This is a genomic window from Corynebacterium sp. HMSC056E09 (assembly GCF_001813425.1).
In the GTDB taxonomy this organism is placed as follows: Bacteria; Actinomycetota; Actinomycetes; order Mycobacteriales; family Mycobacteriaceae; genus Corynebacterium; species Corynebacterium hesseae.
Map to the genome: position 1 here is coordinate 81,944 of NZ_KV812490.1, position 25,586 is coordinate 107,529.

At 59.7% G+C, this 25,586-nt stretch carries 24 protein-coding genes and 1 pseudogene; 17 read left to right on the top strand and 8 right to left on the bottom strand.

Annotation, left to right across the window (positions count from 1 at the left end):
* Positions 1 to 173: 173 nt before the first annotated feature.
* From HMPREF2912_RS03345 to HMPREF2912_RS03400, 12 genes and pseudogenes are all read left to right on the top strand, one after another.
* Positions 174 to 1,253, top strand: coding sequence for an aa3-type cytochrome oxidase subunit II (locus HMPREF2912_RS03345; RefSeq protein WP_070533363.1), 1,080 nt, complete (start codon positions 174 to 176; stop codon positions 1,251 to 1,253).
* 19 nt (positions 1,254 to 1,272) lie between these two features.
* A complete protein-coding gene (locus HMPREF2912_RS03350) occupies positions 1,273 to 1,704 on the top strand; it encodes an aa3-type cytochrome oxidase subunit IV (protein ID WP_070533361.1) in 432 nt (143 codons plus the stop codon).
* 556 nt (positions 1,705 to 2,260) lie between these two features.
* Positions 2,261 to 2,872: an aa3-type cytochrome oxidase subunit III gene (locus tag HMPREF2912_RS03355; RefSeq protein ID WP_369815732.1), complete on the top strand. Its 612-nt coding sequence runs from the start codon at positions 2,261 to 2,263 to the stop codon at positions 2,870 to 2,872.
* 67 nt (positions 2,873 to 2,939) lie between these two features.
* Positions 2,940 to 3,827, top strand: a complete 888-nt coding sequence (locus HMPREF2912_RS03360) for a cytochrome bc1 complex diheme cytochrome c subunit (protein ID WP_070519807.1) — start codon at positions 2,940 to 2,942, stop codon at positions 3,825 to 3,827.
* Positions 3,824 to 5,044 carry a cytochrome bc1 complex Rieske iron-sulfur subunit gene (locus HMPREF2912_RS03365; RefSeq protein ID WP_070519809.1) on the top strand — a complete coding sequence of 407 codons (1,221 nt, stop codon included), beginning with the start codon at positions 3,824 to 3,826 and terminating at the stop codon, positions 5,042 to 5,044. Before HMPREF2912_RS03360 ends, HMPREF2912_RS03365 begins: the two co-directional genes overlap by 4 nt.
* Complete coding sequence (locus tag HMPREF2912_RS03370; protein ID WP_070561948.1) at positions 5,044 to 6,666, top strand: cytochrome bc1 complex cytochrome b subunit; 1,623 nt, start codon at positions 5,044 to 5,046, stop codon at positions 6,664 to 6,666. Before HMPREF2912_RS03365 ends, HMPREF2912_RS03370 begins: the two co-directional genes overlap by 1 nt.
* 886 nt (positions 6,667 to 7,552) lie before the next feature.
* Entirely contained in the window at positions 7,553 to 8,182 is a 630-nt protein-coding gene (locus tag HMPREF2912_RS03375; RefSeq protein WP_070520146.1) for a C40 family peptidase, read from the top strand.
* Between the two features lie 158 nt (positions 8,183 to 8,340).
* Positions 8,341 to 9,417 (top strand): C40 family peptidase, encoded by a 1,077-nt coding sequence (locus tag HMPREF2912_RS03380; RefSeq protein ID WP_070683229.1) that lies wholly within the window; start codon positions 8,341 to 8,343, stop codon positions 9,415 to 9,417.
* A gap of 3 nt (positions 9,418 to 9,420) precedes the next feature.
* Positions 9,421 to 10,584 carry a glycosyltransferase family 4 protein gene (locus HMPREF2912_RS03385; protein WP_070565432.1) on the top strand — a complete coding sequence of 388 codons (1,164 nt, stop codon included), beginning with the start codon at positions 9,421 to 9,423 and terminating at the stop codon, positions 10,582 to 10,584.
* Positions 10,577 to 11,533 (top strand): ROK family protein, encoded by a 957-nt coding sequence (locus HMPREF2912_RS03390; RefSeq protein ID WP_070565434.1) that lies wholly within the window; start codon positions 10,577 to 10,579, stop codon positions 11,531 to 11,533. Before HMPREF2912_RS03385 ends, HMPREF2912_RS03390 begins: the two co-directional genes overlap by 8 nt.
* 66 nt (positions 11,534 to 11,599) lie before the next feature.
* Complete coding sequence (locus HMPREF2912_RS03395; protein ID WP_070565436.1) at positions 11,600 to 12,346, top strand: lysophospholipid acyltransferase family protein; 747 nt, start codon at positions 11,600 to 11,602, stop codon at positions 12,344 to 12,346.
* A gap of 72 nt (positions 12,347 to 12,418) precedes the next feature.
* A pseudogene (locus HMPREF2912_RS03400) lies at positions 12,419 to 13,333 on the top strand (hypothetical protein); the annotation flags it as partial.
* Between the two features lie 35 nt (positions 13,334 to 13,368).
* On the opposite strand, the gene HMPREF2912_RS13390 reads toward HMPREF2912_RS03400, so the two are convergent.
* A complete protein-coding gene (locus HMPREF2912_RS13390) occupies positions 13,369 to 14,631 on the bottom strand; it encodes a glycosyltransferase 87 family protein (protein WP_369815733.1) in 1,263 nt (420 codons plus the stop codon).
* 60 nt (positions 14,632 to 14,691) lie between these two features.
* Between HMPREF2912_RS13390 and HMPREF2912_RS03405 the strand changes: the two genes are divergently transcribed.
* Positions 14,692 to 15,204: a polyadenylate-specific 3'-exoribonuclease AS gene (locus HMPREF2912_RS03405; RefSeq protein WP_070519824.1), complete on the top strand. Its 513-nt coding sequence runs from the start codon at positions 14,692 to 14,694 to the stop codon at positions 15,202 to 15,204.
* A gap of 66 nt (positions 15,205 to 15,270) precedes the next feature.
* The gene (locus HMPREF2912_RS03410; protein WP_070519826.1) at positions 15,271 to 16,659 is read left to right on the top strand and encodes a class II 3-deoxy-7-phosphoheptulonate synthase; all 1,389 of its coding nucleotides are present in this window, start codon (positions 15,271 to 15,273) and stop codon (positions 16,657 to 16,659) included.
* A gap of 12 nt (positions 16,660 to 16,671) precedes the next feature.
* Here the strand turns inward: HMPREF2912_RS03410 and HMPREF2912_RS03415 are convergent, their stop codons facing one another.
* A complete protein-coding gene (locus tag HMPREF2912_RS03415; RefSeq protein WP_070519828.1) occupies positions 16,672 to 17,922 on the bottom strand; it encodes a protein kinase domain-containing protein in 1,251 nt (416 codons plus the stop codon).
* A gap of 50 nt (positions 17,923 to 17,972) precedes the next feature.
* On the opposite strand from HMPREF2912_RS03415, the gene HMPREF2912_RS03420 reads away from it, so the two are divergent.
* Positions 17,973 to 18,371, top strand: coding sequence for an Rv2175c family DNA-binding protein (locus HMPREF2912_RS03420; RefSeq protein WP_070519830.1), 399 nt, complete (start codon positions 17,973 to 17,975; stop codon positions 18,369 to 18,371).
* On the opposite strand, the gene HMPREF2912_RS03425 is transcribed toward HMPREF2912_RS03420, so the two are convergent.
* Genes HMPREF2912_RS03425 through HMPREF2912_RS03435 form a run of 3 tightly spaced genes read right to left on the bottom strand, consistent with a single transcriptional unit; the run spans position 18,340 to position 21,587 of the window.
* Positions 18,340 to 19,878 carry an alpha-(1->6)-mannopyranosyltransferase A gene (locus tag HMPREF2912_RS03425; protein ID WP_070683235.1) on the bottom strand — a complete coding sequence of 513 codons (1,539 nt, stop codon included), beginning with the start codon at positions 19,876 to 19,878 and terminating at the stop codon, positions 18,340 to 18,342. The genes HMPREF2912_RS03420 and HMPREF2912_RS03425 overlap by 32 nt on opposite strands.
* Position 19,879: 1 nt before the next feature.
* A complete protein-coding gene (locus HMPREF2912_RS03430; RefSeq protein ID WP_070683237.1) occupies positions 19,880 to 20,971 on the bottom strand; it encodes a polyprenyl synthetase family protein in 1,092 nt (363 codons plus the stop codon).
* A gap of 43 nt (positions 20,972 to 21,014) precedes the next feature.
* Positions 21,015 to 21,587, bottom strand: a complete 573-nt coding sequence (locus HMPREF2912_RS03435; RefSeq protein ID WP_070683238.1) for a GNAT family N-acetyltransferase — start codon at positions 21,585 to 21,587, stop codon at positions 21,015 to 21,017.
* 253 nt (positions 21,588 to 21,840) lie between these two features.
* On the opposite strand from HMPREF2912_RS03435, the gene HMPREF2912_RS03440 reads away from it, so the two are divergent.
* Positions 21,841 to 22,284 carry an SAV_6107 family HEPN domain-containing protein gene (locus HMPREF2912_RS03440; RefSeq protein ID WP_070683239.1) on the top strand — a complete coding sequence of 148 codons (444 nt, stop codon included), beginning with the start codon at positions 21,841 to 21,843 and terminating at the stop codon, positions 22,282 to 22,284.
* Between the two features lie 152 nt (positions 22,285 to 22,436).
* Positions 22,437 to 22,844 (top strand): DUF3040 domain-containing protein, encoded by a 408-nt coding sequence (locus HMPREF2912_RS03445; RefSeq protein WP_070519838.1) that lies wholly within the window; start codon positions 22,437 to 22,439, stop codon positions 22,842 to 22,844.
* A 78-nt stretch (positions 22,845 to 22,922) separates the two neighbouring features.
* Here HMPREF2912_RS03445 and HMPREF2912_RS03450 read toward each other — a convergent pair whose 3' ends face one another.
* Genes HMPREF2912_RS03450 through HMPREF2912_RS03460 form a run of 3 tightly spaced genes read right to left on the bottom strand, consistent with a single transcriptional unit; the run spans position 22,923 to position 25,359 of the window.
* Entirely contained in the window at positions 22,923 to 23,489 is a 567-nt protein-coding gene (locus tag HMPREF2912_RS03450; RefSeq protein WP_070519840.1) for a TetR/AcrR family transcriptional regulator, read from the bottom strand.
* Positions 23,490 to 23,524: 35 nt separating this feature from the next.
* Positions 23,525 to 24,214, bottom strand: a complete 690-nt coding sequence (locus HMPREF2912_RS03455) for an ABC transporter ATP-binding protein (protein ID WP_070519843.1) — start codon at positions 24,212 to 24,214, stop codon at positions 23,525 to 23,527.
* Entirely contained in the window at positions 24,211 to 25,359 is a 1,149-nt protein-coding gene (locus HMPREF2912_RS03460) for an ABC transporter permease (protein WP_070519845.1), read from the bottom strand. Before HMPREF2912_RS03460 ends, HMPREF2912_RS03455 begins: the two co-directional genes overlap by 4 nt.
* Positions 25,360 to 25,586 lie beyond the last annotated feature (227 nt).

The window sequence follows — 25,586 nt, forward strand, 5'->3', positions numbered from 1 at the left end:
CTTGCGCAGGTGGGCCGGTAACATCCCGTACGTTCACTATTTATAGAGCGGAACTAGCACCTGATCAGTCCAGCGAAAAGGTCTGAAATTCAGGCATGATCCTCTATCCTGATTGGGTAGGAATGCTCTGTGAGTATTCGAGAAGTTTGTGTGCACAGAAAGGCAGAACACACGTGGGACAGCGTAAGCAACGCAACCTCGGCCGTAAGGCAGGCCTGGCGGGCGTTATCGCTCTGGGCGGTCTAGCTCTGGCAGGTTGTGACGTCGCAGCGCCGACGGCCGTTGAAAATCTCCTAGGTATGGGTTGGCCGAAGGGTGTTACCCCTGAGGCTCACTCGATGTACAACTTCTGGATCTGGGTCTGGGTTGCTGCATGGATTATCGGCTTTATTATGTGGGGTCTCTTCCTCACTGCCATCTTCCGTTGGAGCGCGAAGAAGGCCGAGAAGGCTGGCAAGGGCGAGTTCCCGAAGCAGCTGCAGTACAACGTGCCGCTGGAGATGGCATTGACCATCATTCCGATCCTTATCATTATGGGCCTGTTCTTCTTCACCGTTCAGGCACAGCAGAAGGTTACGGCCTTGGATAAGAACCCTGAGGTCACCGTTGACGTGACTGCCTTCCAGTGGAACTGGAAGTTTGGTTACGCCGAGAACAAGGTTGATGGCGAGAATTACAATGGCGCCGATACTGAGCGCCAGAAGCTCGCTGAGGAATCTGCTGTGGATCCAGAGGGTACTGCGAACCCCAACCCGATTCACGGTAAGTCCATGGGTGACATTTCCTACCTCAACTTCAACAAGATTGAGACCGTCGGTACCACCGAAGAGGTTCCGGTTCTGGTTCTCCCGGTAGACACTCCGATTGAGTTCCGTCTTGCCTCCGGCGACGTTTCCCACGCATTCTGGGTTCCGGAGTTCCTGTTTAAGCGCGATGCCTACGCACACCCGGAGAAGAACTCCCAGGAGCGTCGCTTCCAGGTTGAGAAGATTGAGGAAAAGGGTGCCTTCGTCGGCCGCTGTGCTGAGATGTGCGGTACCTACCACTCCATGATGAACTTCGAGATCCGCACCGTTGACCGCGCGGACTTCAACGAGTACCTCAAGTTCCGCGAGGAGAATCCGCAGGCAACCAACGCCGAGGCCCTTGAGCACATTGGTGAAGAGCCTTACGCAGTTACCACCACTCCGTTCAACTCGCTGCGCGATACCCGCGATGCCGACAACTTCGTTGACACCACGTCTGCGGCATAAGAAAAGGAACTGATACACAATGCGTGCAACATCTAAGGTCTTTTACGCAATTGCGACCTACCTCTTCGTGTCGCTCATCGTCTACATCATTGGTGTTAACTACGTCAAGGATGATGGCTACCTATACGGCACCGAGTGGGTCGGCATCGTCGGCATGGTTCTTGCCATGCTGCTCTGCATCATGCTGGGCGGCTACCTCCACTTCACCGATAACCGCGTTGACGTCACTCCGGAAGATTGGGAGGAGGCGGAGACTGAAGATGGAGCCGGTATCCTCGGCTTCTTCTCTCCGAGCTCCATTTGGCCGCTGTGCATGACCGGCTCCATTGCGGTGCTGGGTCTTGGTATCATCTACCTCTACTTCTGGATGATCATTCTGGGTGCTGTCCTGCTCGTGACGTCCGTTACCGGCCTGTCCCTGCAGTACGGTATTCCGAAGGAAAAGCACTAAGGCTAAAGCCACATCTGCCGCGCGATTTAGCGCCACGACTTCTCACGCCCCTGCCACGCAACGTGGCGGGGGCCTTGTCGATCTTCAAGGCGTCGCGAAGCGTTGCAAAAAGTTCCCGGAGGCCCCAAAAAACTTCGTGTAGGTCGGCGGGCTGGGGGAGGGGTTGGGGCACCAGGAGTGCTGAGGGCAGGGCGACCGCAGGAATTCCAGCACGTTAACGTGCGTTTTTACGGGGGTCATCCGAAAGTTGCAGTCCTGCACTTACGCGGCCGAGCGGGGGTGTGATTTATCTCATTAGGGCACGTCATGGGGAAGTAGCTCTGGCGGACGGGCTCCGGGTAGTTGACGTGCTTTGAATGCTTGCCGTCTTCGTTAGTACGTTGCACTACCTGCAGGGATGGGGCGTCGTAAAGCGCGGTGAAAAGTTCCCAACTATTTCCTGAATGATTTGGGGGCTCCGGACGAGCTGAAGATAGTGAAGGTCTATGCTCTGGCCTCAAAAAAATCGGGGGGAAATGAGATGACTTATGCGGCTAGACCAGCCATACTGTTATGCGTGACGAGCGTAGTTTCTAACCAAGGTATGGCAGCACCACGTGTTGCCGCGCTGAACCGACCCAACATGGTCAGCGTTGGCACCATCGTGTTCCTGTCTCAGGAATTGATGTTCTTTGCTGGACTGTTCGCGATGTGGTTCACCTCGCGTGCGAACGGCCAGGAGGGTGACTGGGCTGAGCACACCGCGCACATCAACGTGCCGATGGGCTTCATCATTACGACAGTCCTGGTTCTTTCCTCCGTGACCTCTCAGTTCGGCGTGTTTGCAGCAGAAAGGGGTGACGTATACAAGCTCCGACTCTGGTACTCGGTGACCATCGCGTTGGGTGTTGTCTTCCTAGGCATCATGGCGTTCGAGTGGACAGAGTTGATCATGGCTGGTGTCACTGTTCAGTCCAGCGTGTTCGGTTCGGTCTTCTACATTCTGACCGGCTTCCACGCGGCTCACGTGACTGCGGGTCTGATTTCCTTCGGAATCATCTTGGCGCGCATCGCCCGCTCCAAGTTCACGCCTGCACAGGCCACCGCGGCAATGGCAGTGTCCTACTACTGGCACTTCGTTGACGTTGTGTGGATCGGCGTGTTCGTAGTCATCTACCTAGTTCAGTAGGCCGTAGTCGCCGGGGAGCAACCGGCCTACAGCCATTCATTTCCATGTACGAGTTATCTAAAGGAAAATGATGGATAACATCCAGCAGCCCGCCGCAGTGGAAGACACCACTGCCGCGGCTAAGAAGACCCGCCGTCGCCGCAAGGCGAAGCGCACGCTGGCTGGCGTCTTTGCGCTGAGCATCGGCCTTACCGGCGCTGGCGTCTTGGCTTCTGCCTTGACCCCTGACGCGCAGGTGGCTACCGCCGCAAAGGATGACCAGGCACTCGTTCAAGAGGGCAAGGACATCTACGAAGTCGCTTGTATTACCTGCCACGGCGCTAACCTGCAGGGCATCCAGGACCGCGGCCCGTCCCTCGTTGGCATTGGTGCCGGCTCCGTGTACTTCCAGGTTCACTCCGGCCGCATGCCGATGATGTCTAACGACGCTCAGGCTGAGCGCAAGACTCCGCGCTACACCGAGCAGCAAACCCTGGCGCTTGCCGCTTATGTTGCTGCCAACGGTGGCGGTGCCGATATCGTCTACAACGAGGACGGCTCCGTTGCGCAGGAATCCCTGCGCGGCGCTAACTACAACGGGCAGATTCAGGCAGAGGACGTAGCTAAGGGTTCTGAGCTCTTCCGCATGAACTGCGCGTCCTGCCACAACTTCACCGGCAAGGGCGGCGCGCTGTCCTCCGGTAAGTTTGCCCCGCCGCTGGCTCCGGCCAACGAGCAGGAGATCTACCAGGCAATGCTGACCGGCCCGCAGAACATGCCGAAGTTCTCTGACCGTCAGCTGACCGCAGACGAGAAGAAGGACATCATCGCCTACCTCAAGTCTGCAAAGGAAACCCCGTCCCCGGCCGGCTGGTCGCTCGGCGGTCTCGGCCCAGTGGCTGAGGGCCTGGCAATGTGGATCATCGGCATCAGCCTTCTGTGCGTTGCCGCTATGTGGATTGGATCTCGCTCATGAGCAACGTAAAGAAGAATTACTCTCGCAAAGAGCTCGATGCTATGAGCAACGACGAGCTCGCAGCACTCGGCACCGAGCTTGACGACGTCACCGTCGCATTCCGCAAGGAACGCTTCCCGGTCGAGGGCGACCCCGCTGAGAAGCGCGCCGCCGGCAATGTCACCTTCTGGCTCATCGTTTCTGTACTGATGGGCATCGCCTTCCTTGGCGTTTACCTTTTCTGGCCGTGGCAGTACAAGATGCTGGGAGAGGACGGCCTGTGGTGGCACACCCTCTACACCCCGCTGCTGGGCCTGACTTCCGGCCTGTGCATTCTGGGCCTGGGCTTCGCCATTGTTCAGTACGTCAAGAAGATTCTCCCGGAGGAGATCTCAGTCCAGCGTCGCCACGACGGTCCTTCCGAAGAGGTTGACCGCCGCACGCTGACCGCGCTGCTTAATGATTCTTGGAACACGTCGACGCTGGGTCGCCGTTCCACCATCAAGGGTCTGCTCGGCGGCGCCGGCGTTCTGTTCGGCCTGACGGTTATTGCGCCGCTGGGTGGCGCCATCAATAACCCGTGGAAGAAGCGCCACGATCTGAACTATGCCGGCGACGGCACGTTGTGGACCTCCGGTTGGACCATGCATGAAAAGGGCGTCAAGCTCTACCTTGCTCGCGACACCGGTACTATTGCCGAGAAGCATGAAGGCGAATCCGGCACTCACTACACCACCCGCGGTGTTACCCGCCTGGTTCGTGTACGTCCGGAGGACCTTGCGGCCGGCGGCATGGAGACCGTTTTCCCGCTGGCTGCTGAGGATGTCAACGATGGTGCTGAGTACTCCGAGGACAAGGACGTCTACGAGAACCACATGCACTCCATCCATGGCAACCGTAACGCCGTGATGCTCATCCGCCTGCGCAACGATGACGCCAAGAAGGCCATCGAGCGCAAGGGCCAGGAGGACTTCCACTACGGCGATTACTACGCCTACTCCAAGATTTGTACCCACATTGGTTGCCCGACCTCGTTGTACGAGGCTCAGACCAACCGCATTCTCTGCCCGTGCCACCAGTCGCAGTTCGACGCTCTGCACTACGGCAAGCCGGTCTTCGGTCCTGCCGCCCGTGCACTTCCGCAGCTGCCGATTGACGTGGACGAAGAGGGCTACCTCATTGCTAAGGGCAACTTCATCGAGCCCGTCGGACCTGCATTCTGGGAGCGTAAGTCATAATGAGTAACAAACTTGCACAGATGGGTAACAACATGGACGAGCGGTACTCCGCTGCCGGCGTCCTGCGTACCCAGCTCAACAAAGTCTTTCCCACTCACTGGTCCTTCATGCTCGGTGAGATGGCACTGTACAGCTTCATCATCTTGGTGCTGACCGGCATCTACTTGGCGCTGTTCTTCGATCCTTCCATTACGAAGGTCATTTACGACGGCGCTTACACCCCGCTCAACGGTGTGGAGATGTCGCGCGCCTATGCAACTGCGCTTGACCTCTCCTTCGAGGTCCGCGGTGGTCTGTTCGTGCGCCAGATGCACCACTGGGCAGCACTCATGTTCATGATGTCCATGATTGCCCACATGCTTCGCATCTTCTTCACCGGTGCGTTCCGTCGCCCGCGTGAGGCTAACTGGATTATCGGTTGCGCCTTGATTCTCTTGGGCATGATCGAGGGCTTCCTCGGTTACTCCCTTCCGGACGACCTCCTCTCCGGTGTCGGTCTGCGAATCATGTCCGCCATTATCCTGGGCCTGCCGATCATCGGCACCTGGCTGCACTGGGCCATCTTCGGTGGCGACTTCCCGTCCGACCTGATGCTGGATCGTTTCTACATCCTGCACGTGCTGGTTATCCCGGGCATCATTCTGGGCCTGATTGCAGCTCACCTCATCATGGTCTGGTTCCAGAAGCACACCCAGTTCCCTGGACCGGGCCGCGCTGAGAACAATGTTGTTGGCGTCCGCATTATGCCGGTCTTCGCCACCAAGGCCATTGGCATGGGCATGATGGTTGCCGGCGTGCTGGCACTCATCTCCGGTCTGATGACGATTAACTCCATCTGGAACCTTGGCCCGTACAACCCGTCTCAGGTTTCCGCTGGTTCCCAGCCGGATATTTACATGCTGTGGACTGACGGTGTTGCTCGTGTCATGCCGGCATGGGAGCTTTACATCGGCAACTACACGATTCCGTCCGCCTTCTGGGTTGCACTGCTCTGTGGCTTGATGGTTGTGTTGCTGTTTGCTTACCCGTTCATCGAAAAGAAGCTGACTGGTGACGACGCCCACCACAATCTCTTGCAGCGCCCGCGCGATGTCCCGGTTCGCTCCGCTATCGGCGCGGCTGCCATCACGTTCTTCCTTCTGGTGACGCTGTCCGGTGGTAACGACCACGTGGCTCACTTCTTCCAGATCTCCCTGAACGCGATGACCTGGGTTGGCCGTATCGGCCTCATCGTCCTGCCGCCGATCGCTTACTTCATGACCTACCGCATCTGCGTTGGTCTGCAGCGCTCCGACCGTGAGGTCCTGGAGCACGGTATTGAGACTGGCGTTATTAAGCAGCTGCCGAATGGTGCCTTCATTGAGGTCCACCAGCCGCTTGGCCCGGTGGATGACCATGGCCACCCGATTCCGCTCGAGTACTCCGGTGCCGCGGTTCCGAAGCAGCTCAACCAGCTTGGTCTGGCTGACTCCGAGACGCAGGGCATCTTCTCTTCCGATGACCCGTCCATCGTCTCCCGCGTCAATGAGATTCGCCACGAGAACCACGCTGAGGAAGCGGAGATGTTCCGTCAGCTCAACGAGGCTAATCGCCGCGAAGACGAGGAGAACGGCCGCATCTAGCGCCTTCACTCGCTGAAACACGCTCACAAGAGCCCGTGTTCCTTCCCAATACGAGGAAAGGAGCACGGGCTCTCAGCGTTTCTGTATCCGCTTCGTAGCGCTGTGGCGGGCTTCAGGGCGCACTGGTGGGCCCTGACTCGGATAAGCGCTTCATGGCTCTGCCATGGTTGGGTAGAGCGGCTGCAGTTAACTTTCCGTTAACGGTGAGTCAACTTTGCTCCTTAATGTCACGCAAGGTGGCTGATCTCTGGTGGGGTGAGGAATAGTACTGGGGGTCGGTGGAGGAATCTGCTAAAAATCCACAGCATTTCTTGATTCTTTGGTGGTGTTTTAGGAGTGCACTGTGGGTAGGTTGGGGCATTTGATGCCCGGCATTACCGGTGTGTGACGAAGGTTACATCACTAATTTTATGGCGGATTCTGATTCCGGTCATGCGCTATTGGTCTAGCGGTCTCGCGTTGGCTGGCGACCCTGTTGTGGCAGGTTGTTGCCCGTATCTTCTGGCGGGTAGTGTGTATTGGAGTCGGGGCTGCGCGGGGGATGTCTTTTAGGTTTCCGTTTGATAACAGGACGGTAACGAAGCCGGTTTTGCGTTTCTGACTCGACATCGCTTGTGATGATTTCGTAACCTATTCGAGACATTGAGTTACCGACACGGTGTACACATCACCGGTGCTCAATACGAACTGAAGATTTAAGCGCCGCGTCTGGCCCCTCCTAAAACCGGGGGCCGAGCGGAGATGGCTCTACAGGAATGGGTCATCGTCGAACGCTAGGCCCGCCCCTTGGGTCAGAGCTTTTGCCCGCGTCATCAAGAAGGTGAATGAATGATTCGCCGTCTTGGCGGGCGAAGTAGGCGCATAGGAAGATTTGGAGTTTAAATTCGTGGCTAAGCACCGTCGTCAGGGCAACGTGAACACCCGTCGCATCGCATCTACCGCTGCTATCGCAGCAACCGCAGCTGTTACCGTACCGGCTGCCGCCAACGCTGCCGAGGTCGTTGTTCCGGACACCGACATCCGCTTTGAGGTCGCCGGCCTGGAGAATGTTCCTAACATTCAGCAGCTGCCCAACGTTGATCGCTACATCCCTGCCTTCAAGGCAAACCAGGGTGGCGGCTACGCCGCTGCTGTTGAGTCCCCGGCGACACCGGCCCCGGCGCCGACCCAGTCCGTGGGCGAGAAGGTTCTTGAAGCCGCTCGTTCCGCCATCGGTTCCCCGTACGTCTACGGCGCTAACGGCCCGAGCGCCTTCGATTGCTCTGGCCTGACCTCCTGGGCTTACCAGCAGGCTGGCGTGTCCATCCCGCGTACGTCCCAGGCGCAGGCATCTGCCGGCACCCCGGTGTCCCTCGATGCGCTGCAGCCGGGTGACATCATCGTGTACTACTCTGGTGCATCTCACGTTGGCATCTACACCGGCCATGGCACCATCATTGACGCTCTGAACTCCGGTACCCCGGTGGGTGAGCGTTCCCTGAACTACATGCCGATTCACTCCGCAGTTCGCTTCTAAGCGCACTCGGTAATCGTCCTAACCCCTTCCGCCGCTCTTGCCATGTTGATGGTGAGGGTGGGGAAGGGGTTCGGCTATTCTTGTAGACGTTATGTTTTTGCTCGACTGAGGGTATAATTCAGTTATCTATTAACCTTCTCTAAGTTTCGGGGGTATCCATGTCGCGTCGTGGCCTTGCGTGTGCGGTCGCTGCACTTGCCTTGAGCACGGTTCCAGTTGCCGTCCTTTCACCGTCGGCTGTGTCCCAGGAGGTTTCTCCGGAGCAGCAGCAGGAAGGCGCTCCGCAAGCGGAGGATCCTGAAGACCTGCCCGGCCTCATTGAGCGCATGGCGGACGTCGCCCAGCGCGTGTCTGCCAAGGGTGAGGAAGTCAAGGGGCTCGAGGATGAGCTCGCTGAGTCGGAGAAAGAGATCGGCGAGCTGGAATTAAAGGCCGAGGAAGCGCAGCGTACTTCCGAAGATGCCTCAGCCGCTGTGGCCGAACAACAGGAACGCATCGATGCTCTAGCGCAGAAGCGCTATCGTAGGAATGCCGCTGCAACGTCGGTCTCCGCCGCCCTCAATGCAAATGACGTGGCCAGTGCGGTAGAACGGATGGGCTATCTAGGTGCCCTATCCAAGGCCGCGAAGCGTGAGGAAGACGCAATGGTCGCGGCTTCCGCAGCGGCCGACAACGCGCATCAAGAGGCGGTTGATGCCGCCGAGGAGGCACGCCATAAGCGTGACGAGCTGCAGGTAAAGCGTGACTCGGTGCTGAAAGAAAAGGCCGAGCTGGAAGAACAACAGAAGGAACTTGAGGCCACCGTTGATGGCTTAAGCCCAGAAGCGCGTGAGGCATGGGTCCAGCACTTCGGTGGATCCTCCGACCTTGACTTGGCTGCGCTGGCCGATGGCTCCGGGTCTGCCGCTGTGGAAGCCGCTCTCAGCCGTATTGGCGCCCCGTATGGCTGGGGCGCAACGGGTCCTGATGTTTTTGACTGTTCTGGCCTGATGGTGTGGAGCTATCAGCAGATGGGCAAGAGCATTCCGCGCACCTCGCAGGCGCAGCTCGCCGGTGGTACGCCGGTGCCGCTGGACCAACTCCAGCCCGGCGATATTGTGGGCTATTACCCCGGCGTTACCCACGTGGGAATGTATATCGGTGATGGCCAGATTGTTCATGCCTCCACCTATGGCGTCCCCGTGGCCGTGGTGCCGCTGAATTCCATGCCGGTGGAAGGTGCCGTACGCTATTAGGACATGGCGCGCACACTCCTCGTCACCAATGACTTCCCGCCCACCATCGGCGGGATCCAGTCCTATCTTCGAGATTTTCTGGCGACCCTCAACCCGCAGGATGTCGTGGTTTTCGCCTCGACTCAAGACGGGGACGCCGCTGCGGAGTATGACTCGACGCTGCCCTATACCGTGGTCCGCTGGCCGCGCTCCATCATGCTGCCAACGCCTGCTACGGCCCGCCAGATGCAGCGCCTCATCCGAGAACACGATATCAAGGCCGTGTGGTTTGGTGCTGCGGCCCCACTCGCGCTCATGGCGCCGGCAGCGCGTGCAGCGGGCGCGCGCCGCATCGTAGCCACAACGCACGGGCATGAGGTGGGGTGGTCCATGCTTCCTGGGGCACGGCAAGCCTTGCGCAGGATCGGCAAGTCTTCGGATGTCCTCACGTATATCTCGGACTACACGCGCAACAGGTTGGAGCCCGCGTTCGGCTCGGGTGCGCGGTGGGTTCATTTGCCCTCGGCGGTCAACCTGGAGGATTTCACGCCAGCTACCGCAGCAGAGAAGCAGGCGGCCCGTGCGCATTTCGGGTTGGGCCCCGGCCCAGTAATTGTCTGCATCTCCCGTCTGGTCCCGCGTAAAGGTCAGGATCAACTCTTGCGCGCTATGCCAGCGGTGCGTGGGCGAATTCCAGATGCGCAATTACTCATTATCGGACGCGGCCGCTACGAGCCGACCTTGCGTGAACTTGCGCATCTGTACTGCCCAGACGCCGTGATTCAGGAGGCGCGGGATACGGCGGAATTGCGTTTGGCCCTCCATGCGGCCGATGTATTCGCCATGCCTGCACGCACACGAGGTGGCGGACTCGACGTCGAGGGACTCGGCATTGTTTACCTTGAGGCGCAGGCGGCGGGGCTGCCAGTGGTTGCTGGAGATTCCGGCGGAGCGCCGGAGACGGTGACTCCGGAGACAGGGCTCGTTGTGCGCGGGTCTTCGGTGCCGGAGCTTGAGGAGGCGCTGTGCACGTTGCTTGGCGATGCCCCCCGGGCCCACCGTATGGGGGCAGCCGGGCGCCGCCACGTGGAGGAGCGCTGGACGTGGGAAATCATGGGCGCACGATTGCGCGAGATTCTCGAATGTGATCGAGGGCAAGCCGGGGTATATCCTACTAGTCATGCTTGAACACACTCCCTCCGCTGAAGGCGGCCGCAGTGGCCTCACCATCGGGTTCGATATTGGTGGAACAAACCTGCGCGCCGCGGTGATTGATCCCGCCGGAGAGATTGTGGATTCGATGAGCGTGCCTACGGCCGTGGAAGCGCGAGAGCTCGAAGATGACATCGTGCGTTGCGTCGACAGCCTCGCAGCTTCTCATGACATTGATGCCGTTGGGCTTGCCCTCGCAGGGTTCTTGGATCCCGAATGCGAAATTGTGCGTTTTGCTCCGCATTTGCCGTGGCGGGACGCCCCAGTGCGTGAAATCTTGAGCAAGCGCTTGGACGTTCCTGTCCGGCTTGAGCACGACGCCAACTCGGCCGCGTGGGGGGAGTGGCGCTTTGGTGCAGGACGCGGGGCGAAGGAATGGGTTTTCTTTGCCGTCGGTACCGGCATTGGAGCTACGCTATTTAATGACGGCACGATCTACCGCGGAGCTTTCGGCACTGCCCCTGAGTTTGGGCACCTCGTTGTTTCACCGGGCGGACGCCAATGCTCGTGCGGAAAGCGCGGCTGCCTCGAACGCTACGCGTCCGGAACCGCTCTGCCGGACACCTGCGCGGATCTGCGCGGTGACTTTGAAACAACCCTCCCGGAGAATCCCTCCGGCGAGGAGATCACCGCGGCCGCTCGCCGGGGAGATCCCCTAGGTTTGGCTGTCATGGATAACTTCGGACAGTGGTTGGGGCAGGGACTATCCATGGTGGCGGATGTCCTTGACCCCGAGCTGATCGTCATCGGCGGTGGGGTATCCAAGGACGCGGATCTGTACCTAGATCGGGCACGGGAAGCCATGGCTAGCCAGATTGTCGGGGCCGGTCACAGGCCTCTGGCCCGAGTCGCAACCGCGAAACTGGGTTCCGCGGCGGGTATGATTGGTGTCGCTGATCTCGCCGGCCAGGAGCACCGAGGTTAACACCGCACATTTTTCTTTCACCGGACAGCGTGGCCTGTTCGGCATAAACAGATAGGACTATAAGCGATGCGAAACAAGTGGTACTGGGCCTTTAAGCACATTTTTTTTGGCCCGGCCCTTCGAGTATGGAACCGCCCATGGTCCGAAGGAATGGATCGCATCCCGGAATCCGGTTCGGCTATCTTGGCATCCTCTCACCAAGCCGTCATGGATTCTTTCTACTTCCCCCTGTTATGCCCGCGGCAGATTACTTTTCTGGCTAAGAGCGAGTATTTCACCACCCCCGGTTTCGTTGGCGGCCTGCAAAAGTGGTTCTTTAGCTCCGTGGGGCAGGTACCGATTGACCGCGTCAATAAAGACGCGAGCGACGCCATGCTAGCGAGCGCGCAACGCATTATCGGCCGCGGGGATCTCTTTGGAATCTACCCGGAGGGAACTCGTTCGCCCGATGGACGCATTTACAAGGGGCGCACCGGCATGGCGCGCATCGCGTTGACTACTGGTGAGCAGGTAATTCCCATCGCCATGATTAATACCCGGAAGGCAAACCCGATCGGTTCATGGATCCCGCGCCCGGTTCGCGTCGGCATGCGCGTGGGGGAGCCCATCGATCCCCAGGCGTGGGCTGCCGAGCGCAACCTTGATCCACAGGACCACGCTACCGTGCGCGCCTTCACGGACTACGTGATGAAGCAGCTGGCTGAGTTGGCAGGTAAACCCTATGTCGACGTGTACGCCTCCGATGTGAAGGCATCCCTGCAAGCTGGACACGGCTACCCGGAAGGGGCCGAGCCCGGTTCGGAGGCACGGTAGTCAGTGTCTTCTTCTTTAACCAAACGCCTGGCGTGGCCCGATGTAGCGAAAGGAATCTCCATCCTGGGCGTCGTGCTACTGCACATCACGCTCACCGTTCCTGAATCAGGGGAGACGTGGCTGGCGGCCTTTAACGTCTGGCTGGATCCGCTTCGCTTACCTCTGTTCTTCTTGGTGAGCGGCTTTTTTGCCCAGAAGGTTTTTCGCTTTAGCTTCGCGGAGCTTTTCACACGCCGCCTGTGGTACTTCCTCGTTCCCTATGTGGTCTGGATGCTCGTTGAGCAACAAACCAAACGCGTGGAGTACCACTGGGTCTTTGGAGATCCCATCTTCGATGTTGACCAAATGACAGCTAGCCTGCTCGTGGGCCATTCCATGGCATGGTTTTTGCATTCGCTGATTCTGTTCAACATCTTCTTGTGGTGCGTACGCAAGCTCCCCGGGTGGGCAGCGATGGCGCTGAGCTTTAGTCCGATTCTGTTCATCGCTTGGCAGGCGCAATACACCTCGATTGCGAAGGCCATCATGTTTCTCCCGGTCTTTGTTGGCGCTGCCTATTTCCGTGATGCCATTTCCGACTTCGCTGCAGCTATCGAGGCACCGTTTAAGGGCATATGGGATCACCGCAGTTTTTGGGCGTATTCCGGGATGACAGTGGCCTACGCCATCGGCTTTTTTACTCGCCGCGCGTGGGATAACTTCTCCGGAGAAGTTGACGTCACGTGGTTGTTGCCTGGTACGGAGGCGCTGGTGCGGGATGACGTTCACATCCTCGTTCGCATGGTAGAGCAGTTCTTCGAGGTGCCAGTGGGAATCGCGGTGGCGGTGGCGGTGTCCTATATTCCGGCCTTGTCCACTGGTCTGCGTTTCATCGGTGCCCACACGCTGCCTATCTATCTAGGGCATCCCATCGGTCTCACCGTTCTTTATGGCTACCCCATGGCGCTCCATCCTCGGGAGGTTAGCCTGGCGGGCCAGTGGCCGCTGGAAAACACGTGGTTCTGGCTTAGCATGTGCGTTCTTTATTGCGCAGTCGCGTCGCTAGCACTGTGGGCTTTGGGCAAGGTGCCCGTCGTGGGCTGGACGCTTAAACCGCCGCCAATCGGTGCGGGTCGGCGAAAAACGGAACCGTCGTCTGTAGGCACGAGCCTGAGCCAGCAGCTCACCGCGACAAGAAACACGACGAGCAAGAAATAGTCGTTGCCCGGAATCTGCTGCCACCACGACCACGTCAGCTCCAGCTGCTCATTGTGCGGGACGAGCCAGTGGCCGCGGGCCAGCAACGTCAGCCATGTGAGGGCAGCTAGGAACCAGTGTCGGCGGGCGGTCAGATATACCGCTGCCAAGCAGAGCCACGTGAAATGGTGAGACCACGAGACCGGGGAGCACAGCAGCGCCGCCGAGGAAGCGAGCAGCACGAGCTCGACCTGCGATGATGTATGCTCCATAAGCCACCACAGAAGCGCGACGATGGCGATGCATCCGAGAATCCAAAGAGCCGATGCTTGCTCGGGGACAATGCGGCTTAGCAGGCCGCGGAGTGATTGGTTGCCGGAGTAGGCCAGCCCGCCGATGCGCGAGGAATCACGAAGGGTATCGGTCCAATACACCGCGGAGCTCGCTGGGGAGGCGAGGTGCCCCACTACACCACATGCGACAAAGGAGACCAACGCCGTGGCAAGAGCGCGCCAGTCGCGGCGAACGAAAAACACGGCGAGGAACACCGCTGGGGTGAGCTTGATGGCTATTGCAATGCCCGTAAGCACACCACGCCACGAGCTTCGTGGGCTCAGCAGTAAGCAATCTACAACGACCGCCGCGGTCAACAAAAGGTTCACTTGGCCGAAGCTGAGCGTCTCAGTAACCGGTTCCATCAGCATGCAGGCGCACAATGCCCACGAGGACCACCAACCAGGTCGCTCAGTAGCACAGCTCCGAGAAATCACGGCATACAGGCAAACCCACAGCGCCCCGAGCGATGCTGCGGTAAGAAGAACGGACAGCGGCCACAACGGGAGCCATGACACCATGGCGAAAAGCGCTGCAGCAAAAGGCGGGTAGGTAAAAGGCAGCGAAAAACCGTTGTCGAGCACATAGCTCTGTGCGTAAAGATTCTCTCCGCGTAGAAGCGCGCGTCCTCCCTCGCGATAGACATCGAGGTCAATGTGGTAATAAGGTGCAATGCTGCCGCTGCTGAATAATGCCGGAAGCTGGATAATCCACGCTAGGGAGGCCAGCCCTGCTATGAACAAGGGGAGAAGAGGGGAGGAGAGAGCTTTCTTCACGCAGTTGAGTATAGACCCCAGTGGGCAGGCCTATGTGGGCGGGAGACTAGGATACGGGGCGTGCGCTACTTCTACGACACCGAATTTATCGAGGACGGATCGACCATTGAATTGGTCTCCATCGGAATTGTCGGGGAAGACGGTAGCGAATACTACGCGGTATCGACAGATTTTGATCCGGCCAAGGCAAACGCATGGGTGCGTGAGAATGTTTTGGATAAGCTGCCGAGTCCAGCAGATCCGGTCTGGAAATCGCGCGAAACCATCCGCGAAGATCTCCTGAAATTCCTCGGCCGGCACTCCACTCCCATCGAGTTGTGGGCCTGGGTGGGCGCTTATGACCACGTGGTTGTTGCGCAACTCTGGGGCGATATGGCGAGTCTGCCCAAGGGCCTGCCGCGCTATACCCGGGAGCTTAAGCAGTATTGGGAATTCGCCGGCCGCCCCAAGCTGCCTCCAGTCCCGAACGGCAACCATGACGCGTTGGTCGACGCCCGCCATAATCTGGCCAAATTTCGGGTTTGTGAACAGCACTTGCCGTTGACTAGGGGCAACCGCGTTAATAAAGCGTGAATTAATACCGTGGCCGAAATGCCATTAACTAACGCGCGATAGACCCAAGATGGTTAAATACTGGGTGTGAGTTGGACAGTAGATATTCCCAAAGAAGTGCTCCCTGATCTGCCACCGCTGCCGGAGGGGATCAACGAGAAGTTTCAAGATGCGATTGCCCGCGAGGCAAAGCAGCAACCCAGCTGGGATCAGCTGCAAGCCGATAACGTGCGCAAGATCCTGGAATCCGTCCCACCTATCGTCGTGGCTCCAGAGATTGAGGACCTCAAGCGCAAGCTTGCCGACGTCGCCCTGGGCAACGCCTTCCTCCTCCAGGGAGGCGACTGCGCGGAAACCTTCGAGTCCAATACGGAGCCGCACATCCGCGGCAACATCAAGACGCTGCTTCAAATGGCCGTAGTTTTGACGTATGGCGCGTCCACCCCGGTGGTTAAGCTCGGTCGCATCGCCGGCCAGTACGCGAAGCCGCGCTCCTCTGATCTGGACGCAAACGGCTTGTACAACTACCGCGGTGACATCGTCAACGGCGTAGAAGCCAACGAGGAATCCCGCCGCCACGATCCCGCCCGCATGATCCGTGCCTATGCGAACTCCTCGGCGGCCATGAACCTGGTCCGCGCACTGACCCAATCCGGTACTGCTGACCTTTACCGACTCCACGAGTGGAATCGCGAGTTTGTGGCCAACTCTCCGGCAGGCGCTCGCTACCAGGCCCTGGCGAATGAAATTGAGAACGGCCTGGCCTTCATGAACGCCTGCGGAGTCTCAGACGAGACCCTGCGTTCGGCACAGATCTACTGCTCCCATGAAGCCCTGCTGCGTGACTATGAGCGTTCCATGCTGCGCTTGGGCTTGGACACTAACGGCGAGACCAAGCTCTACGACCTGTCCGCTCACCAGCTGTGGATCGGCGAGCGCACCCGCGGCCTCGACGATTTCCACGTCGCTTTCGCCTCCATCATCGGCAACCCCGTGGGCATCAAGCTTGGCCCAGGAGTAACTCCGGAGCAGGCTGTGCAGTACGCAGAGCGTCTGGATCCGAACCGTGAGCCTGGCCGCCTAACCATGATCGCCCGCATGGGCCACGATAAGGTGCGTTCCGTCCTGCCGCCGATCATCAAGGCCGTGGAGGACTCCGGCCACAAGGTTGTGTGGCAGTCCGATCCGATGCACGGGAATACCTTCACGGCATCGAATGGCTACAAGACCCGCCACTTCGACAAGATCGTCGACGAGGTCCAGGGCTTCTTCGAGGTGCACCGTGAACTGGGTACTCACCCTGGTGGTGTCCACCTAGAGTTCACCGGCGAGGACGTCACCGAGTGCCTCGGCGGCGCTGAGGACATCACGGACGTGGATCTGCCGGGCCGCTACGAGTCCGCCGTGGATCCGCGCCTGAACACGCAGCAATCGCTGGAGCTGTCCTTCCTTATCGCGGAGATGCTGCGCAACTAGAAGTTGCGCAGGCTAATATGGCCTCCAGAGAATCGGCCACGTGCCGTATTCTCCGGAGCCAAACCACCAGGCCGCCACGGCGACAGCCAAGGTGGCGAGGCCGACGAGGACGAGGAAGCCAACGAGGGCAATCGCGCTGCGGTTGCTCAAGGGGCGCTCTTCTGGCTCCTCCTCGGCACCGGCCGGGGGAAGCGGCGCAGAAGGTTCTGCTACCGCAGGGGACGGTGCCGGAGGATTTACCGGTGCGGCCGGCGGGAGAAAAACATCGTTTCGAGGCTCTACACGGGTTTCCCGCGTGGGCGCTTGAGGCGCCGGGATCGTGGACGTAGCTTCGAAGACCCGGGTATTGCCTGCCCCCGAAAAATCCGTGGGCACAGCGGCTGTTCGTGCAGCAGCCGAGTTCCGCGGGACGGGGACGGTGAATTGCGGGAGCTGCAGTTCACGGGATACATCATCCAGCGCATCGAGGAATTCGCCGGCATCCGCAAACCTTTCGGCCGGCTGGCGCGCGGTGGCGGTGGCCACGAGGGCGTCGAAAAGCATGGGCACCCCCTCGATGCGTGAGGACGGCGCCACCACATCCGCGTGCACGCGCGCTGTGGCGTGGGCCAGTGGGGTCTCGCCGTGGAAGGGGACCGTGCCGGTAAGGAGCTCAAACAGGACAATTCCGGCCGAGTAGACATCGGAAGCCGGGGTGATATCCGCACCCGTAACCTGCTCGGGGGAGAGGTAGCTGACGGTGCCGACGATTTGACCCGAGCTATCGTGCTCCGCTTTGGCGGAGCGCACCAAGCCGAAATCGCCGACCTTAACGCGGTGGTTGTCCGTGATGAGAACGTTGTCCGGCTTGATATCTCGGTGCACGAGGCCGGCGTGGTGGACCTCGGTGAGCCCGGCCAGCACGGAGTGCATGACGCCGGCTGCGGCATGCGGCGGCATGGGGCCGCGTTCAGCAAGGAGCTCGCGCAAGGTGCCGCCGGTGATGAGCTCCATGATGAGATAGATGGGCAACCCATCCGCGGAGAAATCATGCACGGCGACGAGGTTGGGGTGGCTGAGCTGTGCCATGGCGCGGGCCTCGCGCTCGAAGCGGGTGACGAAGACAGGGTCATCGTGATATCGCTCATCCATGACCTTGGCGGCCACTGCGCGGCCCAAGCGCATGTCGACACAGCGATACACAGTGGACATGCCGCCGCGAGCGATCGGCTGATCGATGCGGTAGCGTCCTTCAAGAATATCGCCCACGTTCAGCCTTGTCATGGATTCCAGTATGGCCGATCAGCGCCCCAAAGTGTGATCCGGCTACAGTTGTGTCCGTGACTAATTCTGAAAACAACTTCGAGAATCCCCACCCGGAACTACCGCAGCTCCTCGCCGGGGAAAAGCTGCTGACGCTTGCTGAGGTTGCTGAAAAGCTCGATCTCCCCATCACTCGCGTCTTCGACCTGCTCAACGCGCGTAAATTCATCGTGTGGCGAAACGCCGAGGGGGAGCGCCTCGTTCCAGAGGCATTCTTCAATTCCAAGGGCGTCATTTCCAAGCACGTGTCCGGAGTGATTACGGTCCTCTCCGATAACGGCTGGGGCGACAATGAAATTTTGGCACACCTGTTTACCGAAGATGAGTCCTTGCCAGGCCGCCCCATTGACGCGCTCCACGGGCACCTTGCGCGCGAGGTTATTCGGCGCGCGCAGGCTTCGGCGTTTTAGGAGTATCAGCCTCATCCATGGCCGCGGTGGTGCGTGGAACGCCATCGAAAATCCACTGCGTTGCTGACCACGCCACGACCACCATGGCGATGTCCCAGAACCAGTTATAGAGCTGGTGGTTTCCGTCGCCAGCGAAGGCCACTCCGATAAAGAGGGCCACGCCGGTGGTTAGTTTGATCAAAGGCAGCGGTGGACGGAAGGTTCCCATGAGCGTGAGCACGGAGGCGTAATACCAGGGAAGCGTCACAGAGTTGAAGACGAACGCCACCTGGTAGGCCGCAGCCGTAGCGGCAATCGCGCGGCGCACGCCTGTTCGCCCCCACCACCACACGACGACGAGGCCGAGGAGCATGAGGATCATCGCAATTGAACGCAACACGCTGAGCACCCCGTTATAGGTGGTATCGGGGGAGAAGACCTGGATGAGCGGTACCAGAATGTCGGCGAGCAAGGTAGGGCCGGCCAGGGGATTGATCACCTTGGAATTGCCGCTGATTTGTGACAACCAGCCCCACGAGCTTCCCGACGCCCACGTAATCACCGCCACCGCCAGCGCGACCTCCGCTACGGCAACGACGCCGGACAGGAGAAAGACCCCGAAGCGCTTGAGTGGCGTGGTGCCTTTCGGCGCCCAGTGGTGCAGCATGAGCCACACGATAAACGGTGCGGCGAATACAGCTGTGGCTTTGAGCGACACCGCTACGCCGACAAGAAGGAGGCTGAGATGAAACTTGTTGTGAACCGCGGCGAGCAATCCCAGCGATACCAAGCCCACCATGACCGATTCATTGTGCATGCCGCCGATGAGGTGCAATAGAATCACTGGATTCGCTAGACCCAACCACAGTGCTAGCGCCGGATCGCCCCCGATGCTGCGTGCAAGGCGTGGAATCGACCAAGCGATGGCGGCAAAGCCGAGGACCGATATCGCCTTATAGACGATGATGCCCGCGGCGACATTGTCCCCCACGAGGTTGGTTACCCCGTTGCCCATCCACAAGTGCAGCGGACCATAAGGCGTAGTGGTGTTTCGCCAGTCGTGTGAGACTTCCAGCAGGAAGGGGCCGGGGTTAACAGCCGCGCCTTCGACATAAGGATCGAAACCATCGCGCACCATGGCTCCCTGCATGAGATAGGAGTACACGTCCCGCGAAGCCAGTGGGGCCGCGCACAACAGCGGGGCAACCCAGCACATCAGCATTCGGCGGATGTCAGACAGCGCGCCGTCGGGTTGCGGGTTCTTGAGCTGTGGGGCGATGAGATAACGCCCAGCCAGGACCCACGCGGCGACCAATCCAAAGAGGCCAACCCAATAGAGGACTATGCCGATGTTGCGGCCGTGGCCATACGCGAGAAATCCGATGTTGAGTGCCTCAAGAAAGCCCCCTCGGTTCCGGGTTGCGCCACCAGAGAAGGAGGCGAGAGCAAGGATCACCGCGGAGACGATGCCCAGAGGAAGCGGGTTGGGAATGCGCAGGGATACGCGCGCGGATGCGGAGCGGGCCATGCTACATCCGGCGTGCGGTGGATTTGTGGGCGAGCTCTTCCAGCGTTGCCGTGACTTCGGGGGCGACCTGGGCATTATGAAGGTGGGCAAGGCCCGAGCGCGTGAGATCGCTGATGCGCTGCTCGACGACATCCGGTGCCCCGGAATCGGCAATGATCTGGGCCATGCGGGCGATATCTGCGGGATCCTCCGTTTGGCCGATGAGGCGGCGAAGCTCCGCGGCAGCAGCGGGATCAGTGGCATCCGCACGTTGCAGAGCCAATGACAAGAGGACCGTGCGCTTGCCCTCGCGCAGATCATCACCGGCGGGCTTGCCAGTAATTGCTGGGTCACCAAAGACCCCCAACAAATCATCGCGGAGCTGGAATGCGACCCCGATGTCTTGTCCATAGCCGCGGAAAGCGGCAACAAGCTTTTCGGGTGCTCCCGCTACGGCTGCGCCCAAATGCAACGGGCGCTCGATGGTGTACGCAGCGGTCTTGAAACGGTTTACTGAGTCCGCCAACGTTGCATCCTCGGAGCCTTCCGCTTCGAGGCAAATATCCAGCATTTGCCCGCCAATAACCTCGCGGCGCATCGCCCGCCACGGCGCCCGAGCGCGCGCGAGCGCCTCGGGGCTCAGGCCGGAATCCTGGAGCATGTCCTCGGCCCAGACCAAGGCCATGTCGCCCACAAGGATGGCGAGAGACTGCCCGAAGAAGTCAGCGTCACCGCTTAGCCCGAGCTCCCGATGGCGAGCGGCTACGCCACGGTGGACGGTGGGATTGCCGCGCCGGGTATCGGAAGCATCCACGATGTCATCGTGGATGAGGGCGCAAGCCTGGATGAATTCTAGGGAAGAAGCTGCGCGGAGCATCGCCTGCGGGGACTCCGTGCCCTCGAGCCCATGTGCGCCGATAAAACCTGCCCACGCGTAGAGAGGGCGGATACGTTTTCCGCCGTCCAGCACGAAGGATTCCAAAAAGGAGATCGCGTTAGTCACCGGGGAACCGATGGACGCGATGGCGTCGCGCTGACTATCTAGGAAAAGCTCGAGCTCCTCGCGTACGGCTACGGGGATATCGTCCAGGGAAGGTATTTGCGGAGTAGTCACGCCTGCCACTCTACCTGGGCAGGCTCACGGATTAGACGCCAGGTTAAGCGGTACCGGCTGGTGCTAGCGGCACAGCTGATTGCAGGATGGCGAAGGGGCGTGAATCGGCGGGGTAATGGAGCTGGCGAAGGAAGTCACTAAAGCCCATTGTGCGGTAGAGGCCGAAGGCGGAGTTGGCTTCATTGGGAACCTCAGGTGTGGAGAGCAGGATGTAGCGGGCGGGGAGGTTCCAGGCCAGTGCTTCAAGCAGCGCACGGCCCAGACCGTGGCCCTGTGCCTCGGGCACTACGTGGATTTCCGCCAACTCAAAATAGTTGTGGAGAACCTCTTCTTGCTCTGGGGTTGCGCCGCCGCTGTTGGAAAGCGCTCGGCGGAGTTGCTTGTCCCACCAGGTATCAGGAGAGCCTAGAAAGCCGTAGGCAAATCCGGTGATGCCGTCTTCGGAGGTGGCCGCCACGCAGGAAAACCCCGGGCGTATGAGATCCCCGCGCCACCGCATGATGGAGCTGTTGCGTACTGAGGGGTCGTAGTTCATCGCTGCAATGTAGATATCCACCAAGTGCGGGAGGGCAATGGCGAACTCTTGGGGGCTTAGGCGGCGCAGCGTGTAACTCACATGTCTAATAACAACAGATTCTTGCGGTATGTGAAAGCAGGCGGCGAACCCTTCGCAGGCAAAGTTGATGTGCCTGTTCGAAAAACGTGGAGAAGTTCGGTAAAACTATTGTCAAATTCGAACATGTGGACTAAAATTGGGGGTGGATGTAGGAAGGTGGCTTTAAGGTGAATCGCGTCAACAAACAACGTCAGGAAATCAACAACACAGTCTCTATTGACAAGCTCAGGAAGAAGCCCAAGGGGGAGAGGTCATGGCACAGGTAATCTCAGCAACAGCAGCGGCGCGGAGCCGTAACCGGGAGGCGTTGCAGTGCGTACGCCGCGATCGTTTCGTGGGTCAAGCGTTGGATTTGTTGGTGGAGGCGCGCCAGAGCGCGGCGGAGGGGCGTTTCGCGGACGCTTTGGAAATGGCCTATCGCGCCTCGCTGCGCGCTGCCGGTGCTCGGGTGGCGGCGTCCACGGTGTCACGTCGTCGGCGCTTGCCCACCTCCGCTTGGGAGCAAGTGGCGCTCATCGGCCAGGCTGATGCGCAGTGGGCAGCGGAGTTTAAGGACTACTCGCTTGTGCGTTCGCGAGTGGCATCCGGACTGGATCCGGTCCCTGATCCTGATACGGTCTATCGCTATGTGGCGCTTGCCGCCCGCTATGTGGATGCGACTGAGTCTGAGCTGGGCTTCGGTGGTCTCGCGGCTTAATGCGGAGCGCGGGGCCACAGTAGTGGGGCGTAGTGCGTTTAAAACGTGTGGACTGTCTTTGCGGGAACTATCTCGCTATCCTTGACGTTATAGAGGTAGTAATCCTATTTCCCAGTTCCACTACCTAAACCCAACCCACTACGGAGGACGCTGTGGCCCTTTCTGAGCACGAACAGCAAGCGCTGCGTGAAATTGAGCAGTCGTTGCTGGCCAATGATCCTGGTTTTGGTGCGTCGGTGTCCGGTGAAACTTCTTTCGGCGCAAACTCGGGCGTTATCACCCTCCGCGGAGTTGCCCTGATTGTTGTCGGTCTCTGCATGATGGTGGGCGGTATTGCGCTGGCCCAGCAATCCCTGTGGTTTGTGAGCCTCTCGGTCCTCGGCTTCCTAGTCATGTTTGGATCCGGCGTCTGGATGCTGCGCGGGAACTCGGAGGATTCTCTGGTTGCAGTCGGTGCGCAGTCGTCCACTCGGGGTCGCGGCAAGCAATCCAAGAAGGGCGGTAGCGACGTTGGAAACCGCCTCGAAGACAATTTCCGTCGTCGTTTCGAAGGTCGCTAAGCGTCTAGAACCGGTCCCAAAGCTGGTCCCGAATAGCCCTCCGCTTTAATCCGCGGAGGGCTCTTTTGATGTGGTGGCCTAGGGTAGGATGGCTTCGGCCATTGCGTAGAGGGTTTGCGTTGCGCTGTTGAGCTTTTCCGGTGAGCCGTCCGCCAGCTCAGAGGCGCGGACGATGGCCGCATTGAGCAACGAGATATCTACTGGGGAAACGCCGGGGCAGAACTCGTCAACGATGGAGGCGAAGCCGCCATGAGACTTCTGTACTGCCTCGTCAGCAAAGGCCTGGGGGAAGTGCTGTGCGGCGGTCATTAAATGGCCGTGTGCACTATGAATGAAGAGATCGAGCGTGGCGTCGACATAGGCGTGGATGCGCTTCTTAGGCTCCGGGGAGGCTACCTTCATGGCGGCCTCGAGTTGCTCATTCCACGATTGGGTCGCCTGAATAAGCAGCTGTACCAGTAGATCGTGCTGGGATGATACGTATCGATAGATGCTGGGGCGGGCAAGCCCGACTTCTGCGGCAACTTCGGCCAAGGTGGGGACTGCACCATGGCTAGTGATGATCAGCTTTTCGGCAGCCTCGAGCACCGCACGGTGCTGGACGGCGCGGTGCTCGGCTACTGTCGTTTCAGTGATCTTTGGCATGCGTGTGAGTCTACGTTAAGCTGCGCATTCTTTGCTTATCGCTGGGCGGATGCGGTGGCCGGTGTTAAGCGGCCGTCGACCATCTCATAGACCTTGTCGCAGTGATCGAGAACCTCGTAGTCGTGAGTGACCATGACGCCCGCGACGTTAAAGTCGTGGCATTCCTTTGCCAAGAGCGCAACGATCTCCTGGGAGCGTGCACGATCTAGGGCTGCGGTGGGTTCGTCGACAAGCAGCACCTGGGGGTTGCCAACGAGTGCACGCGCGATGCCAACGCGCTGCCGTTCACCGCCGGACAAGCCGCCCGGGCGGTGCTTGGCGCGATGTTTCATGCCAACCTTGTCGAGGAGTTGAGTGCTGGAATAGCGCCCAGTCTTACCAATGACTTTGCTGGCCAGCTCGAGCTGTTCCTCCGCAGTCAACGCGGAAGGAAGGTTTCCGGTGGACTGGAAGACGAAGCCGATGTGGTTGCGGCGGATCTGTGCCAGTTGGGCGTCGCCAAGCTGCACGATGTCCTCGCCCGCAACGAGGACCTGGCCGGAATCGGGCGTCGTCAATGCGCCCGCAACAGCGAGCAGCGTGGACTTGCCGGAACCTGATGGTCCGACCACGGCAACGAATTCGCCGGGATTGATGCTGAGGTTGACGGAATCGAGTGCCTTAACCTGCGAATCGCCATCGGTGTAGCTGACGGTGACGTCTTTTAGTTCCAAAGCTGGGCTCATCGGTTTTCTCCTAGGGCTGCGAGGGGGTTGGTTCGGGTGACACGGACAACGGCGATGAAAGCGCCGAGCAGACCAGCGACGAAGAGGATGAGTCCGCCACTGATGACGGAACTGAATTCGGTGGCATAAGGCATGGCAGTCTGCTCCAGGAGGCTGCCCAGGCCGACGGCGACAAGCGCACCCGCCAGGATGGACAAGACAAGGATGACGACTGCCTGGCCGAGGCTATCGCGCAACAAGAAACCCTTGGTCGCGCCCATCGCGCGGAGGGTGGCGATATTGCCGGCCCGCTGAATGGTCCACACGAGGAAGAAGGCGCCGGTCACGAGTGCGGCGATGACGTACAGGAACCACGTGATCATGGATAAGGTCATCATCTCGGCGGTGTAGCCGGGGGAGGAGTCGAAGCTTTCCTTGAGGGTTCGAACATCCAGGCCGGACTGTTCCGAGAGGGCCTCGGTGTCCGGCTTGTCTGACGTGCGGGCGACGATGACGGAGGCTTCGTCATAAGCGTCTGGGTTCACGGCTTCGCCGTGGCGACCGCCAGCGTGGATCTCTTGCCAGATGTCGAGCGGAAGGTAGGCCACGTCCACGTGTCCGAAGGTGCGTTGGTTATCGGTAAACCCAACGACATTCAGCGGGATATCCAAGCGATCGAGCGTGATGGTGTCGCCGACCTCGATGCCTTCATCGTGCAGGGTGGAGGAGACGATGATGTCGTGCTTGGTGTTGCTGGGCTGGCCGTCGACCCGGTTGGTGTCAAGTGCGGGCAAACCTGCCGGTGCCACGAAGGAGTCCGGTTCTACTCCCAGCAGGGTCAGGTCCACTGCCGTGCCGTTTTGGTTATGGGCATTGGCGATGGTCAGGCCAAGAGGAGCGGCTTCTTCCACGCCGTCGTGCTGAGCGAAGGACTCGCTATCAGAGGCATCGACAACCGAGCGGGTGAAAGCTGAGTCTTTCTGGGTGCCGTCGGCGAAAGCGACGACGTCGGCATCCATTGCTTTTAGTCCGGAGACGCCGTCGTTGACCAAACCTGCTGTGAGGCCGGAGATGATGACGACGAGCATGGACATGAGGGCAAGGACAACGCCCATGAGGATGAATCGGGTACGCGCGAAGAGCATCTCGCGCCAAGCTAGATACATAGGGGATCTTCCTAGTGGGTGAAGAAAACTAATGGAGCGCCATCCCGTGGTTCTCAAGATGGCAACACACTGTTTCTATCATAGGAACGCGGCGTTTCTAAAAAAGGGAGGCGGTGGTGGCGGCGCTTTTGGTCGCTTTCCCTCAATTCCCCACTTTCACCCACTCGTGTGGGCTGGGGGCTGGAGCCTGGGTGCCGCTGGCGGTTTTGTTGGGGGTGGGGCGGGCA

What these genes read in the sequence shown, in the direction of transcription:
- HMPREF2912_RS03350 (WP_070533361.1), top strand. Translation starts at nt 1,273, where the DNA reads ATGCGTGCAACATCTAAGGTCTTTTACGCAATTGCGACCTACCTCTTC.
- HMPREF2912_RS03360 (WP_070519807.1), top strand. Translation starts at nt 2,940, where the DNA reads ATGATGGATAACATCCAGCAGCCCGCCGCAGTGGAAGACACCACTGCC.
- HMPREF2912_RS03365 (WP_070519809.1), top strand. Translation starts at nt 3,824, where the DNA reads ATGAGCAACGTAAAGAAGAATTACTCTCGCAAAGAGCTCGATGCTATG.
- HMPREF2912_RS03370 (WP_070561948.1), top strand. Translation starts at nt 5,044, where the DNA reads ATGAGTAACAAACTTGCACAGATGGGTAACAACATGGACGAGCGGTAC.
- HMPREF2912_RS03380 (WP_070683229.1), top strand. Translation starts at nt 8,341, where the DNA reads ATGTCGCGTCGTGGCCTTGCGTGTGCGGTCGCTGCACTTGCCTTGAGC.
- HMPREF2912_RS03385 (WP_070565432.1), top strand. Translation starts at nt 9,421, where the DNA reads ATGGCGCGCACACTCCTCGTCACCAATGACTTCCCGCCCACCATCGGC.
- HMPREF2912_RS03390 (WP_070565434.1), top strand. Translation starts at nt 10,577, where the DNA reads ATGCTTGAACACACTCCCTCCGCTGAAGGCGGCCGCAGTGGCCTCACC.
- HMPREF2912_RS03395 (WP_070565436.1), top strand. Translation starts at nt 11,600, where the DNA reads ATGCGAAACAAGTGGTACTGGGCCTTTAAGCACATTTTTTTTGGCCCG.
- HMPREF2912_RS03415 (WP_070519828.1), bottom strand. Translation starts at nt 17,922, where the DNA reads ATGACAAGGCTGAACGTGGGCGATATTCTTGAAGGACGCTACCGCATC.
- HMPREF2912_RS03425 (WP_070683235.1), bottom strand. Translation starts at nt 19,878, where the DNA reads ATGGCCCGCTCCGCATCCGCGCGCGTATCCCTGCGCATTCCCAACCCG.
- HMPREF2912_RS03440 (WP_070683239.1), top strand. Translation starts at nt 21,841, where the DNA reads ATGGCACAGGTAATCTCAGCAACAGCAGCGGCGCGGAGCCGTAACCGG.
- HMPREF2912_RS03450 (WP_070519840.1), bottom strand. Translation starts at nt 23,489, where the DNA reads ATGCCAAAGATCACTGAAACGACAGTAGCCGAGCACCGCGCCGTCCAG.
- HMPREF2912_RS03455 (WP_070519843.1), bottom strand. Translation starts at nt 24,214, where the DNA reads ATGAGCCCAGCTTTGGAACTAAAAGACGTCACCGTCAGCTACACCGAT.
- HMPREF2912_RS03460 (WP_070519845.1), bottom strand. Translation starts at nt 25,359, where the DNA reads ATGTATCTAGCTTGGCGCGAGATGCTCTTCGCGCGTACCCGATTCATC.